Genomic DNA, 13,381 nt, shown 5'->3' with positions numbered 1-13,381 from the left:
AATTCCTGCGGCACAAGTGTCCAGCGGCTCACTTCAGCATCGGCCACAACGTCGCCGCCAGCAGCAGTCCCATGGCGATGTTGAACCATTTCAGCCGCACCGGATCGGCGAGGAAACCGCGCAACACCATGCCGAATCCGGCCCAGCTCGAAACGCTCGGCAGGTTGACCAGGGCGAAGGCCCCGGAGATCACCAGCACCGACAGGAATGGCGATTCCGGGCTGGTATAGACGGCCATGGCAGTCACCGCCATCACCCACGCCTTGGGATTGACCCACTGGAATGCCGCCGCCTCGAGAAAAGTCATCGGCCGCGCTTTGGCCTCGCCGTCCTTGCCGAGCGAGCGCGACATGCCGATGCGCCAGGCGAGATAGAGCAGATAAGCGCCGCCGGCGATCTTCAGGCCGCCATGCAGCATCGGAAAGGCCGACAGCACGGCCCCGAGGCCGAAGCCGACGCCGAGAAGTAGCGTCAGGAAACCGATGCCGATGCCCAGCATGTGCGGAATGGTGCGCACGAAGCCGAAATTCACGCCCGAGGCCAGCAGCATGAAATTGTTCGGCCCCGGCGTGATCGAGGTCACGAAAGCATAGACGAGCAGTGCCAGGAATGCGTCGTACGACATTCGTTTTCCCTCTTTTTAAGTCAGTATTATTGACCTTATTTGTCGTTTCAAAAAAATCCAGATCGGCTTGATGACTGGGCCAGCGCTCGTGCGTTGCGTCCTGGCGGACTCGGATCCCCGGAAAAGTCAAAGGCCGCCGGTGTAGCGCACCGGCGGCCTCTGTTTTTGGCTTCGCGCCTGCGGCAGTTACATTCCCTGCCGGCCACGGTTCATCGCGGCCACGCCGGTGCGGCAGACCTCGACCAGGCCCAGCGGCTTCATGATGGCGATGAACTGCTCGATCTTCGACACCTTGCCGGTCAGCTCGAAGATGAAATGTTCGGTATTGGCGTCGATCACCTTGGCACGGAAGGCATCGGCCAGGCGCAGCGCCTCGACACGGGCGTCGCCGGTGCCGGAAACTTTGACCAGCGCCAGTTCGCGCTCAAGCGCGCCGCCGGTGCCCAGTTCCTGCGCCATGACGGTCAGGTCGACGACGCGATGCACCGGCACGATACGTTCGAGCTGGTGCTTGATCTGCTCGAGCACATGCGGGGTGCCGCGCGTCACGATGGTGATGCGCGACAAATGCTTCTCGTGTTCCGTCTCCGAGACGGTCAGGCTCTCGATATTGTAGCCACGACCGGAAAACAGGCCGATGACACGGGCAAGCACGCCCGGTTCGTTGTCGACCAGCACCGATAGCGTGTGGTTTTCCGGCTTCTCGGTTTCCTTGGCGATGAAATAGGCCGAACCGGTGGGTTGTAGCTGTGCGTTCATAAGATGATTCTCGATCTCAGGCGGTTGCGCCAACTCGTTGATTGTGCGGCCTTCCCTGGAAGGCCGCACGCGATCCGTCACACCAGTTCGCGGCCCTTGGCATCGATGGCGTTGGCCACGGCCTCGTCGGTTGCCTCGTCGGGCAGCAGCATCTCGTTATGCGCCTTGCCCGATGGGATCATCGGGAAGCAGTTGGCGAGAGTGGCCACGCGGCAGTCGAAGATCACCGGCTTCTTCACCGAAATCATCTCCTTGATCGCATCGTCCAGTTCATCCGGCTTGTCGCAGCGGATGCCGTGGCCGCCATAGGCTTCCGCCAGCTTGACGAAGTCGGGCATCGCCTCGGTGTAGGAATGCGACAGGCGGTTGCCGTGCAGCAGCTGCTGCCACTGGCGAACCATGCCCATGTAGGAGTTGTTGAGGATGAAGACCTTGATCGGCGCATTGTACTGGAGCGCCGCGCTCATCTCCTGGATGCACATCTGGACCGAAGCGTCGCCGGCGATGTCGATGACAAGCGATTCTGGATGCGCGATCTGCACGCCAAGTGCTGCCGGCAGGCCGTAGCCCATCGTGCCCAGGCCGCCGGAGGTCATCCAGCGGTTCGGCTTCTCGAAGCCGTAATGCTGGGCCGCCCACATCTGGTGCTGGCCTACCTCGGTCGTGATGTAGGTGTCGAGGTGCTTGGTCAGCTCATACAGCCGCTGGATCGCGTATTGCGGCATGATCACGTCGCTGTTGGGCTTGTAGGCGTAGCTGTCGCGCGCGCGCCACTTGGCGATCTGCTCCCACCACGGATACAGCGTCTTCTTGTCCGCCTTGGCGGTCGCCCGCCACAGCCGGACCATGTCTTCCAGCACGCGGCCGACATCGCCCAGGATCGGCACGTCGGCGCGCACGGTCTTGTTGATCGACGACGGGTCGATGTCGATGTGAATCTTCTTCGAGTTCGGCGAGAACGCGTTGAGGCGGCCGGTGATACGGTCGTCGAAGCGGGCGCCGACGCAGATCATCACGTCGCAGTCGTGCATCGCCATATTGGCTTCGTAGCTGCCGTGCATTCCCAGCATGCCGAGCCAGTTCTTGCCCGATGCGGGGTACGCACCGAGGCCCATCAGCGTCGAGGTGATAGGGAAGCCGGTGAGGTCGACCAGTTCACGCAGCAAATGGCTCGCCTCGGGACCGGAGTTCACCACGCCGCCGCCGGAATAGATGATCGGCCGCTTGGCATCCGCCATCAGCGCAACGGCTTCCTTGATCTTTTCCAGGTCGCCCTGGACCTTGGGCTGATAGGAGGTGCGCGGTGCGGTCTGCGGCGGCGTGTAGATGCCCTTGGCGAACTGCACGTCCTTCGGAATGTCGACCACGACCGGGCCCGGACGGCCGGTGGTGGCGACATGGAAGGCCTCGTGCAGGATGCCGGCCAGATCGTTGACGTCCTTCACCAGCCAGTTGTGCTTGGTGCATGGCCTGGTGATGCCCACGGTGTCGCACTCCTGGAAGGCGTCGGAGCCGATCAGCGAGGTCGGAACCTGGCCGGTAATGCACACCAGCGGGATCGAATCCATCAAGGCGTCCTGCAGCGGCGTCACCGCATTGGTGGCACCGGGGCCCGAGGTCACCAGCATCACGCCGGCCTTCCCGGTCGAGCGCGCATAGCCCTCGGCAGCATGGCCCGCGCCCTGCTCGTGGCGCACCAGGATGTGCTGGACGTCGTCCTGCTGGAACAGCTCGTCATAGATCGGAAGGACGGCGCCGCCGGGATAGCCGAAGAGGTGCTGGACGCCGTTGTCCTTCAGCGCCTGCACCACCATCTCGGCGCCGGTCATTTCGCGTCGTCCGCTGTCACTATGTCCGCTCATCGGTCCGTCCCGTCTTCCTTTTCGCCGTTCTCGGCGGTTGCTGCTCGTTTAGTCCTGTTTCGGGCAATAAAAAAGGCCCCCGAGGGAGCCTTCACATTTGCGCATGGGGGAATTCGCCCGGCGGTTACACCGCCTTGCCCATGCGCAATCCTACTACGAGAATGAGTGTTGTATTCATGGCGCGGACGTTAATGCGCAGGAAGGCGAACTGTCAACCTGACCCGCGCAAATTTTCCGCAACGTCAGTTTGCCCGCACAACGTTCGAATTGGAGCGTTCCGGTTAACCCGGGCTACACCATCCGCCATCACCCGGCCTTAACCGCGCTGCGCTAGCCTTGCGGCTTGGGGAATAAGGGACGTGGCATCAATGTACACCGAACGTCAGGCCGCGGGTGGCGAAACCACCTCGCAGGAGCGGCGCGACCCGAAGCAGGACGACGCCCGCATCCTCGGCAACGTCGTGCAGTGCGACGGTGCTCGCGCGGTCATCAGCGCCTATGCCGAGACCGGCAGCGCAAGCATGGTCGGCCTCTGGACGGTCGGGCGCATGATCTGCATCAATCTCGGCGAGACCCGGACGATCGGGCTGGTCTATTCCATCGCCAAGTCGGACCGTTCCTGGAGCAGCGAAGGCGACAACCCCATCGAGGTCAATGTCGAGCTGATCGGAGAAGTGCGTGATGTGGGCGCGGACAAGAAGCCGGTCTTCGACCGCGGCATCACCGCCTATCCCTATATCGGTGCCATCGCCCACCGCATCCGCAGTCGCGACCTTCAGGCCGTCTACGACCTTGCCGGCCGACACACCGTGACCATCGGGCAATTGTCGCAGGACGACAGCATCGACGCCTGCATCGCCATCGATGAAACGCTGGCCCGCCACTTCGCCGTCGTCGGCACTACAGGCGTCGGCAAGTCGACCGCCGTCTCGCTCTTGCTGCGCAAGGCCATTGTCGCGCGGCCCGACCTGCGCGTGCTGATCATGGACCCGCACAATGAGTTCGCGGGCTCGCTGCCCGAATATTGCGTCAAGGTCGACAGCAACACGCTCGACCTGCCGTTCTGGCTGTTCCGCCTCGAGGAATTCGCCGAGGTGCTGTTTCGCGGGCGCGAGACCGACGCCGATGAGATCGACGTGCTGCGCGACCTCATCCCGGTGGCCAAGAACCTCTATCGCAGCCCGCAGGGCGGCGCGTTCCTGCGTCGCGGCGTCGATGCGCTGACCGCCGACACGCCGGTCCCCTACCGCATGGCCGATCTCATCAAGCAGATCGACGAGCGCATGGGCCTGCTCGAATCCAAGAACGAACGGCCGATCCTGAAATCGCTCAGGACGCGCATCGAATCCGCGCTCGCCGACCCGCGCTACCGCTTCATGTTCCATTCCAGGCTGATCGAAGACACCATCCACGAAACGATCGGCAACATCTTCCGCGTCCCCACCCATGGCCGCCCGGTCACCTGCTTCGAAATGGCAGGCATGCCTTCGGAGGTGGTCAATTCGGTTTGTTCGGTGCTGGCCCGCCTCGCCTTCGACCTCGCTTTGTGGAGCGAAGGGCGGCTCAAGCTGCTGCTGCTGTGCGAGGAAGCCCACCGCTACATGCCCGCCGACCACCGCCTCGGCTTCGCCCCGACCCGGCACGCGCTGTCGCGCATCGCCAAGGAAGGCCGCAAATATGGCTGCTATCTTGGCGTCGTGACCCAGCGCCCGGGCGAACTCGACCCGACGATCCTGTCGCAGTGCTCAACAGTATTCGCCATGCGGCTCGCCAACGAGCAGGACCAGGCGATCATCCGCTCGGCGATTGCCGATTCGTCGGCCTCCAGCCTCTCCTTCCTGTCCTCGATGGGCCAGCGCGAGGCCATCGCCTTCGGCGAAGGCGTCGCCACCACTATGCGGCTGAAGTTCGAAAAACTTTCGCCCGAACTCATCCCAGGCACCGGCAAGCGGGCCGCGGAAGCCCCATCCGGCAGCGGCGACGACGTCGATCTCGTCGCCGTGGTTGAACGCCTGCGCAATGTGCCCAAGCCGCAGGCCGCAGCACTGGGTTTCACCGAAGTTGTCGACAGCCAGCGCCAGGCTGGCGACACCGATTACCAAAAGCCTCCGGCCAAGCAGCAGCCCGACGACGATTTCGACACCCGCTTCGGCTTGCGTCCGTCGACGTTTGGCGGACGCCCGCCGAACAGCTGAGATCCTCGGAAGCCTGCGCCCCACTCGATGGCAGCAGGCCAAGCCGGGCCTGGAATCTCAGATCCCCGAGCCGTCCAGTTGCTCCTCGTCCTCGCCCTCCCAGGGCGTTGGCATCTCCGGCGAATTCTTGCTCAGATTGGCCTTCGGCAACGGCATCCAGCACTTCAGTTCCGGGTCGGCATAGCCGATCACGCAGCCGGGATAGGAGTCGGCAGCGCGCCAGCCTTCGATGCCGAATGCGTCGGGCCTTGCCCAATAGGCGACATCGACCTCCGCCGGCCCCTGTTCCGACGAACGTACCGTCACCAGGACCCGGCTGCCGTCCTTTGGCGCGCTCGCCATGTTTCGCCACCGGTCGGGTTCGTCCATCGCATTCCTCCTCTGCACGCAGGCACCCGCAGCCTTCACCGGCAACGGACAAGCCAGTGTTGCTGGCTTGAAGAAGGACGTCCAGTGGCAAGTTCAAGCCACACTGGGTTTCGAACTGTGCTCGGGAACAACCCTCAGGCCATTCCAGGATAACGCGGGTGCAGGATCGCCGAAAAGCGCGGATCATCGCGAATGACATCGAAGTCGGCATCGTTCCGGAGCATGTCTATCGTGTTCTGAGGGATGTCCCGCGCGGCCTTTTTGAGGTGTTGCAGCGCTCCTTCCACGTCCCCCAGATGGGCGTAGAGGGCCGCCGCGTTGACATTTGCAATGAAGTCGTCCGGATCGATCGCCAGCGCACGGGCCAACCAGGAACGCGCCTTCTCCATGTCGCCGAGATAGCCAAGCGCGACGGCACCACGATGCAGCGGTGCAGCGTTCTCGGGGTGAATGCCGGACGCGCGCTCCGAGCGTTCGACGCAAATTCTCGCCCAATCCAGCCTTTCCGGATCGTTTCTGGCAAGAAAGGCGGCGATCATCATCGGCGAGAGATAGTCGTCTGGTCGCAAGCGCGACGCTTGCTTGAACATCGAGATCATCTTCGCCCGGTCGTTCAGGAAGCGCGCCATCGTCGATGCAAAGAAGAAATTTGCCTCATACGAATTGGGATCGATGGCGAGAGCCTTCTGGTATGAAACGCTGGCCTCCTCGTATCTTTCATTGCAGAACAGGGCAAAGCCGCGTGCGACATGAGCTTCCGGCAGGGTGGGATCGAGATGCAGTGCCTTGTCTGCGATAGCCAGGATCTCATCCGGCGCGCTGTCCTTCCCATGCCAGTCGCGCAGGTAGCAGTCGCAGATCACCATGCCGGCATAGGCACGTGCATAGCCGGGATCGAGCTCAACCGCCTTGCCAAACAGGCGCCGGGCCAGGACGAGATATGACTTGGTCAATTCCAGCGCCAGCTGCCGGCCTTGCAGTTCGTAGTGATAGGCTTCGATGTTGCCGGTTCGAGCCTGCTGGATGGCATGCTTCTCCTCGGGTAGCAGTTCGAGTTCCAGGTGCTTGACGACAGCTTCGGTGATCTCGTCCTGGATTGCGAAAATGTCCGCAAGGTCCCGGTCGAACCGCTCGGCCCAAAACAACTCTCCTGTTGCGCCTTCCAGCAATCGAGTGGAAACACGGACGCGTTGTCCCGACAGGCGCACGCTGCCCTCCAGGAGATACTGAACACGGAGTTCGCGGGCGATGTCGTTTCCACGGACAGCGCGTCCCTTGAACGCGAAACTGTAGTTTTTCGAGACGACCAACAGCCTCCGGCTCTTCGTCAGCGCTGTTGTGATGTCTTCGGCAATGCCGTCGGAAAACCATTCCTGGTCAGCTTCTGCGGTTTCAAATGGGAGAACGGCAATCGATGGCCTGTCGGCCGTGGATTGCAGTTTCCGCGGCGGAGGCCGGTCGGAACCCTCGTCATAAGATCGCAAACGTTGCTCGTCGAGGATGTAGCCGCGCCGCGGTACTGTCCGGATGAAACCTTCCGCCCGGGGGCCGAGGGCAACCCGAATGTCTTTCAGGCACTGGCTAAGCGAGTCGTCCGAAACCACGACATCCGGCCACACAACCTCGATCAGTTCATGCTTGTCGATCACCCGGCCAGGATTCCTGACCAGATAGGTAAGCAAGGCCAGCGATTTCGGGCGCAACGTGACGTCGCCGGCTCCATTCCGCAACCTGCCTTGCTTGAGATCCAGCGTGTGACCTGCGAACTCGAAAACTGACATGGGCTGTTTGCTTTGCTCATCGCGGCACTGGCGATCATGCCCAACAATGGCCAGCATTTCTACTGGCGACGCCGCCGGCACTTCATGCGGGAACTGCCACTAAATTGTGTGCGCCAGAGATCCCGTTCGGTCTCAGTCGGTTGCGATTGGCTTCAGAAGCTGTTTGTGCCCTTCGGCCGCCGCAGGGGAATGCGGAGTGGTGGAGTATTCGAAGTCGAAGGGAAGTGACGTTTCGAGGCCATCAATCCACCGCCCTCTCTGCGCAAGACGCCTGATGCCGATATCTTCCAATTGTCCTTCGCCGAGATCGTCCAGCGCTGTCTCTCTTCGCACCTCGGCGATCATCGCGCCCAGCCATGCGATAAGCGAAAGCCCCCTGTCGCCGGCGTGATCCACACCAGGGTTTCGCGTCGGCGATTTAACGTAGGAAATGCCCACGACTTGCTCCTCTTTGCAGCTTGGCAACTGTCGGGAGCATTGCGTCGCACAGACGGTAAGTCCGGAACCTCGGACGAAATTGCAGTGAAATTGCATTGAGAAAGGATGCTCAGGCGGCCACGGCAATCGCTCAGCTGCAACCACATGGTGCCGATCGGACCGAACGTAAATCGGGCACTGTCCGGCCACTCGACAACGTCCGGACGTGGCACGGCCTCTTCGGCAAGTTCAAGCGCAGACGCGGTTGCGGCCTTGCCGCTTGGCCTCGTAGAGCTGCTTGTCGGCGCGGCGGTAGAATTCCTCGGCGGTCTCTGCCTTGTCCCACAGGGCCAGGCCGACGCTGGACGTCACGTTGAGCTGGGCACCGCCTGTCTCGATGGCAAGCGAAGCGATCGCCTTGCGCATGCGCTCGGCAACCCGCTGCAACAGCTCGAGATCCATGTTGGGCGCGACGATGGCGAATTCCTCGCCGCCGAGCCGTGCCACCACGTCGTGGTAGCGCGTCATGCTCTGCAGGCACTTGGCGACGGACCGCAGCACCTCGTCGCCGGCGTCGTGGCCGTAGGTGTCGTTGACCTGCTTGAAATGGTCGAGGTCGAGGATCATCAGCCCGACCGGCTTGTCGATGCGGCCGAACTCGCCGAGATATTCCCTGAGCGCGTCGTCGAAATAGCGCCTGTTCTGCATGCCGGTGAGACCGTCGGTCAGGGCCGCCTGCTCCAGATTGCGCGAGCGCGCGCTCAGCGAAGCCGTCATCTCGCGCAGCTTGCCGCCTTCCTTCACCTGGGTCCGTATCTGGGGAAAGATGAAGAACAGCCCATAGACCAGTGTCCCGGCCAAAAGCACAGCGATTGCCAAAAGCAATTTCTGGAGAATTTCGATGCTCTCGACGCGCCCGGGCATGTACAGCGCGTCGGCCGGCCCCTCGACAAGTGTCCAGGCATAGAAGGTCGCCAGCGCTGCGGTCAAAATCAGCGCGATGAAAACGAAAAACGCGGTTTCAGCCTTGTGAAAGCGCATGGCTACCCTGATTGATCCCCAAGGCCTTATGCCATGCCGCAACTTACGGAGGGTTAATCCGCCCAGCGCAAATGGCTATGTCGCTGTGGTTTCGTTCTTTTCGCCGGTCTCGCCGCCGATCCTTTGCCATTCCGGTCCGAACTGGTTGCGGAACCATGTCGACTGCCGCTTGGCATATTGCCGCGTCGCGATCTTGGCCCGTTCTATGGCCTCTTCGAAGCTTGTTTCACCGGCGATCGCGGCTGCCAGTTCGCGCAGGCCGATCGCCTTCATCGCCGGCAGCTCAGGCGCGAGCCTCATCGCAGTGACCGCCTTCACCTCTTCCAGCGCACCAAGCTCGAGCATCTTGTCGAACCGCAGGTCGATACGCTTGATGAGCAGTTCGCGCTCCGGCTCGATGACGAGGAAGCGTGCGCTGGCAAGGTCGATCATCGGATGGCCGCGATCGGCCTGCCATTTCAGGATCGAACGTCCCGAAGCTTCGAGCACTTCCAGCGCACGCACGATGCGCTGGCCATCGCTGGCCTTGAGCTTCATCGCAACCTCGCTGTCGACCCGCATCAGCAACCGGTGCAGTCTCGGCGCGCCTTCCTCGTTGAGCCGCCAGCGCCAGCGGTCGCGGATTTCTGTCGGAATTTCGGGCATCTCCGAGATGCCCTCGGCCAGGGCCCGGAAATAGAGCCCGGTCCCGCCGACGAAGATCGGCGGCTTGTCGGCGAACAGGCCGCTGTCTGCCAGCACCGCCACGTCGCGCAGCCAAGTACCGGTGGAATAGGCCGTCGCCGGCGATACGTGGCCATAGAGGAAATGCCGCGCGCGGCGGAGGTCGTCGGCGCCCGGCCGGGCCGTCAGCACGCTGAGCACGTCGTAGACCTGCATCGAATCGGCATTGACGATCACGCCGCCGTCGCGCTCGGCAAGCTTAAGCGCCAGCGCCGACTTGCCGCTGGCGGTCGGCCCGGCTATCAGGGTCGCGTTCTTGATGCGCCCCTCGCCTATATCGGAATTTTCGATGCCGCTCGTCGCCACGCTGATTTCCCATCCGGACCGCGCTCTGCTGCTGCCGTCCCTTGCCGATAAGGCCTCTCGCGCCCTTGGTGCAAGCGCCATTGTGTGGCTCGACGCCAACATCGCCTGCGACATCGCCTTGCCATCAGAGCTTTCGGTCGACGATGGGAATGCAGCCCTTGCTCCCTTGCTCGCCGGCGAAGCCATCGATTTCGCCGTCCAGGACAACGCGACGCGTAGGAAAAAGATCCTCATCGCCGACATGGATTCGACCATGATCGACCAGGAGTGCATCGACGAACTCGCCGACGAGATCGGCGTCAAGGATCGCGTCGCCGACATCACCGCGCGCTCGATGAATGGCGAAATCGCCTTCGAGCCGGCCTTGCGCGAACGCGTCGCACTGCTCGCCGGTCTCGACGCTTCGGTCATCGACCGCATCATCGACACCCGCCTCACCCTCGCCTCGGGTGGCAAGGCGCTCGTCGCCACCATGAAGGCGCATGGCGCCTACACCGCACTTGTCTCCGGCGGCTTCGACGTCTTCACCTCCCGCATCGCGGCCAAGCTCGGCTTCGACGAAGACCGCGCCAATCACCTGATCGAAGCCGACGGCCGCCTCACCGGTAAGGTTTCCGAGCCTATCCTCGGCCGCGCCGCCAAGGCCGACGCGCTGAACGAGATTTCCGCGCGCCTCGGCCTCGCCGTGGACGATGCCATCGCCGTCGGCGACGGCGCCAACGACCTCGACATGATCCGCCTGGCAGGCAGCGGCGTCGCTCTACACGCCAAGCCGTCCGTCGCCGCGGAGGCCAGGATCCGCATCGACCACGCGGACCTCACCGCCCTGCTCTATCTCCAGGGCTACAACCGCGGCGACTTCGCCTGATGGAACCGCTCCGCACCCAGCGCCTGATCCTGCGCAACTGGGAAGAGCGCGACCGCGAGCTGTTTCATCGCATCAACGCCGATGAAACAGTGATGGAATTCTTCCCGATGCGCCGCAATAGGGCCGAGAGCGACGAGTTGCTCGATCGTCTGGCCGCCGGCATCGACCGCTACGGCTTCGGCTTTGCCGCCGCCGAGATTGCCGACACCGGCAAATGTATCGGCTTCGTTGGCATCGTACGCACGGACCTCGAGCCCTTCATTCCCAAAGGCACCATGGAAATCGGCTGGCGCCTCGCACCGGAATATTGGGGCAAGGGCTACGTCACTGAAGCCGCCGAGGCCTGGCTCGCTTTTGCCTTCGACGTGGTTGGCGACGACGAGGTCGTTTCCTTTGCCGTGTGGAACAATCTTCGCTCCACCGCTGTCATGCAGCGGCTCGGCATGCGCCACGAGCCCTCCGGCGATTTCGACCACCCGCGCGTTCCCGAAACGCACCCGGAACTGAAGCGGCACCTGCTCTACAGGCTGTCCCGCAGCCAGTGGCAGGAACGGAAAAAGGCGGCCAACTAGCCGCCTTTTTCTCTTGCATCAGCGTGTTGCCCGTACTTCCGGCCTCAATCCATGCGGATCGTCACGAACCTCAGCTCACCGGTCTTGGAAGCCAGCATCAGCAGCGCGTTCTTGCGGCCCTGTTCCTTCAGCGCGGAGATGCGGTCCATCACCTCCTTCGGCGTCGACACCGATTCCTGGGCGATCTCGGTGATCACCTCGCCGGCGGCGATGCCACGCTCGGAAGCTGCCGAATCCTTGGCAACCGCCGTCACCACCACGCCCGACACATCGGCCGCGATGCCGAATTTGGCGCGCGTGTCGTCGTTGAGCTCGCCGATGGTCATGCCGAGCATGCTCGCTGTTGCGACTTCGGCCCCCTTTTCAGCGCCCTCTTCCGGCTTGGCAGCTTCGCCTTCGGCCAGTTTCTCGCCGTCCTCGAGCCTTCCGAGCGTTACCTTCACCGTCTGCTCGACGCCCTTGCGCACGATCACCACATCGACCGCCTTGCCCACCGGGCTCTCGGCAACAACGCGCGGCAGATCGCGCATTTCGACGACATCCTTGCCGTCGAACTTGATGACCACGTCGCCCGGCTGGATGATGCCGTTGTCGACAGGCCCGCCCTTGATGATGCCGGCCACCAGCGCGCCCTTGGCAGTTGCCATGCCCAGGCTCTCGGCGATGTCGTCGGTCACTGGCTGGATGCGGACGCCTAGCCAGCCGCGACGGGTTTCGCCGAACTGCGTCAGTTGCTCGACCACGCCGGTTGCTATCTCGGCCGGTATGGAGAAGCCGATGCCGATCGAGCCGCCCGACGGCGAAATGATCGCCGTATTGATGCCGATGACCTCGCCTTCCATGTTGAACAGCGGTCCGCCCGAGTTGCCGCGGTTGATCGCGGCGTCGGTCTGGATGAAGTCATCATAGGGGCCGGAATTGATGTCGCGGTTGCGCGCTGAGATGATGCCCACCGTCACCGTGCCGCCGAGGCCGAACGGATTGCCGATCGCCATCACCCAGTCGCCGATCCGCATCTTGTTGGAATCGCCGAACTTCACCGCCGTCAGCTTCTTGGCCTTGGGATCGATCTTGAGCACGGCGATGTCGGTCTTGGTGTCGGTTCCGACCAGTTCGGCCTTCAGCTTCGAGCCGTCGGAGAAATTCACCTCGATCTCGTCGGCGTCGGCAATGACGTGGTTGTTGGTCACCACGATGCCTTGCTCGGCATCGACGACAAAACCCGAACCCAGCGACTGCACCTTCTGCGAGCCGCCATTGTTCTGGCCTTCGCGGTCCTTGAAGAAGTCGTCAAAGAAGTCCTGGAACGGCGATCCCTCGGGCAATTGCGGCATCGGGACGGCGTTCTCGCCTTCCCCGCCCTTCACCGTCTGCGAGGTCGAGATGTTGACCACCGCGCCCAGCAGGCCTTCGGCGAGATTGGCGACCGATTCCGGCCCTTGCGCGAAAGCAGGTGTCACGAAGGACGGAGCGACGCTCGCACCGATCATCAGCGCCGTCGTGGCGGCCAGAGAGGCCTTTCGCATGGCGCGCAAAAGGGGCGTGGAAATCATCAGGGAAGCCTCCCGAGGCTGTCAAAGCATTGATCGCGGCGGGCCGTCCGAACGCGAAGCGTCATGATGAAAACAAATAAGGCCTGTTTGCGGCCATTGCTACCGGTACGGAATAAATCGTCCGTTATCCCCGGATGAGCCAGACGACGCCCACGCCGATGACGATGGCGGCAAGACCGACTGTCCTGAGCACCGCATCGGGCATTTCGGTCACCTGTGCGGCCAACTTCTTGGCCGCAGAAGGAAAGCCGCCATAGACCAGGCCCTCGAAAACGAGGACCAGGCCCATGGCGACGATAAAGTCCCGCAC

13 protein-coding genes are annotated in these 13,381 nt (G+C 62.8%); 3 read left to right on the top strand and 10 right to left on the bottom strand.

Features of this window, described 5'->3' with window-relative positions; genetic code table 11:
- Positions 1–28: 28 nt before the first annotated feature.
- The 3 genes from GGQ99_RS02450 to GGQ99_RS02440 form a co-directional block, all read right to left on the bottom strand.
- Positions 29–625, bottom strand: a complete 597-nt coding sequence (locus GGQ99_RS02450) for a LysE family translocator (protein WP_183260444.1) — start codon at positions 623–625, stop codon at positions 29–31.
- Between the two features lie 186 nt (positions 626–811).
- Complete coding sequence (gene ilvN / locus GGQ99_RS02445; protein WP_108609840.1) at positions 812–1,384, bottom strand: acetolactate synthase small subunit; 573 nt, start codon at positions 1,382–1,384, stop codon at positions 812–814.
- Positions 1,385–1,461: 77 nt separating this feature from the next.
- The gene (locus tag GGQ99_RS02440; protein ID WP_256371618.1) at positions 1,462–3,246 is read right to left on the bottom strand and encodes an acetolactate synthase 3 large subunit; all 1,785 of its coding nucleotides are present in this window, start codon (positions 3,244–3,246) and stop codon (positions 1,462–1,464) included.
- 368 nt (positions 3,247–3,614) lie between these two features.
- On the opposite strand from GGQ99_RS02440, the gene GGQ99_RS02435 reads away from it, so the two are divergent.
- The gene (locus GGQ99_RS02435; RefSeq protein ID WP_183260442.1) at positions 3,615–5,441 is read left to right on the top strand and encodes an ATP-binding protein; all 1,827 of its coding nucleotides are present in this window, start codon (positions 3,615–3,617) and stop codon (positions 5,439–5,441) included.
- Between the two features lie 57 nt (positions 5,442–5,498).
- Here the strand turns inward: GGQ99_RS02435 and GGQ99_RS02430 are convergent, their stop codons facing one another.
- From GGQ99_RS02430 to miaA, 5 genes are all read right to left on the bottom strand, one after another.
- A complete protein-coding gene (locus GGQ99_RS02430; RefSeq protein ID WP_108607681.1) occupies positions 5,499–5,810 on the bottom strand; it encodes a hypothetical protein in 312 nt (103 codons plus the stop codon).
- Between the two features lie 134 nt (positions 5,811–5,944).
- The gene (locus tag GGQ99_RS02425; protein ID WP_183260439.1) at positions 5,945–7,648 is read right to left on the bottom strand and encodes a TPR end-of-group domain-containing protein; all 1,704 of its coding nucleotides are present in this window, start codon (positions 7,646–7,648) and stop codon (positions 5,945–5,947) included.
- 75 nt (positions 7,649–7,723) lie between these two features.
- A complete protein-coding gene (locus GGQ99_RS02420; RefSeq protein WP_183260437.1) occupies positions 7,724–8,029 on the bottom strand; it encodes a hypothetical protein in 306 nt (101 codons plus the stop codon).
- A 228-nt stretch (positions 8,030–8,257) separates the two neighbouring features.
- The gene (locus GGQ99_RS02415) at positions 8,258–9,049 is read right to left on the bottom strand and encodes a GGDEF domain-containing protein (RefSeq protein WP_108607678.1); all 792 of its coding nucleotides are present in this window, start codon (positions 9,047–9,049) and stop codon (positions 8,258–8,260) included.
- Between the two features lie 75 nt (positions 9,050–9,124).
- Positions 9,125–10,078, bottom strand: coding sequence for a tRNA (adenosine(37)-N6)-dimethylallyltransferase MiaA (miaA, locus tag GGQ99_RS02410; RefSeq protein WP_343061662.1), 954 nt, complete (start codon positions 10,076–10,078; stop codon positions 9,125–9,127).
- On the opposite strand from miaA, the gene serB reads away from it, so the two are divergent.
- Together serB and GGQ99_RS02400 are read left to right on the top strand one after the other, a co-directional pair.
- On the top strand, positions 10,062–10,946 hold the full coding sequence (serB, locus tag GGQ99_RS02405; protein ID WP_183260434.1) for a phosphoserine phosphatase SerB: 885 nt from the start codon (positions 10,062–10,064) through the stop codon (positions 10,944–10,946). The genes miaA and serB overlap by 17 nt on opposite strands.
- Complete coding sequence (locus GGQ99_RS02400) at positions 10,946–11,518, top strand: GNAT family N-acetyltransferase (RefSeq protein WP_183260431.1); 573 nt, start codon at positions 10,946–10,948, stop codon at positions 11,516–11,518. Before serB ends, GGQ99_RS02400 begins: the two co-directional genes overlap by 1 nt.
- A gap of 44 nt (positions 11,519–11,562) precedes the next feature.
- On the opposite strand, the gene GGQ99_RS02395 is transcribed toward GGQ99_RS02400, so the two are convergent.
- A complete protein-coding gene (locus tag GGQ99_RS02395; RefSeq protein ID WP_108607674.1) occupies positions 11,563–13,071 on the bottom strand; it encodes a DegQ family serine endoprotease in 1,509 nt (502 codons plus the stop codon).
- 124 nt (positions 13,072–13,195) lie between these two features.
- Positions 13,196–13,381 (bottom strand): DUF2065 domain-containing protein, encoded by a 186-nt coding sequence (locus GGQ99_RS02390; RefSeq protein ID WP_183260429.1) that lies wholly within the window; start codon positions 13,379–13,381, stop codon positions 13,196–13,198.

Source organism: Aminobacter niigataensis (assembly GCF_014200015.1).
Lineage (GTDB): Bacteria > Pseudomonadota > Alphaproteobacteria > Rhizobiales > Rhizobiaceae > Aminobacter > Aminobacter niigataensis.
The sequence above is the reverse complement of the archived record's forward strand: the minus strand, read 5'-3'. Positions and strand labels throughout refer to the sequence as shown.

Excerpts from the sequence above, each read along its gene's own strand:
- ilvN (WP_108609840.1), bottom strand. The coding sequence starts at position 1,384 with ATGAACGCACAGCTACAACCCACCGGTTCGGCCTATTTCATCGCCAAG.
- GGQ99_RS02430 (WP_108607681.1), bottom strand. The coding sequence starts at position 5,810 with ATGGACGAACCCGACCGGTGGCGAAACATGGCGAGCGCGCCAAAGGAC.
- GGQ99_RS02435 (WP_183260442.1), top strand. The coding sequence starts at position 3,615 with ATGTACACCGAACGTCAGGCCGCGGGTGGCGAAACCACCTCGCAGGAG.
- GGQ99_RS02395 (WP_108607674.1), bottom strand. The coding sequence starts at position 13,071 with ATGATTTCCACGCCCCTTTTGCGCGCCATGCGAAAGGCCTCTCTGGCC.
- serB (WP_183260434.1), top strand. The coding sequence starts at position 10,062 with ATGCCGCTCGTCGCCACGCTGATTTCCCATCCGGACCGCGCTCTGCTG.
- GGQ99_RS02425 (WP_183260439.1), bottom strand. The coding sequence starts at position 7,648 with ATGCTGGCCATTGTTGGGCATGATCGCCAGTGCCGCGATGAGCAAAGC.
- GGQ99_RS02400 (WP_183260431.1), top strand. The coding sequence starts at position 10,946 with ATGGAACCGCTCCGCACCCAGCGCCTGATCCTGCGCAACTGGGAAGAG.
- GGQ99_RS02450 (WP_183260444.1), bottom strand. The coding sequence starts at position 625 with ATGTCGTACGACGCATTCCTGGCACTGCTCGTCTATGCTTTCGTGACC.
- GGQ99_RS02440 (WP_256371618.1), bottom strand. The coding sequence starts at position 3,246 with ATGAGCGGACATAGTGACAGCGGACGACGCGAAATGACCGGCGCCGAG.
- GGQ99_RS02415 (WP_108607678.1), bottom strand. The coding sequence starts at position 9,049 with ATGCGCTTTCACAAGGCTGAAACCGCGTTTTTCGTTTTCATCGCGCTG.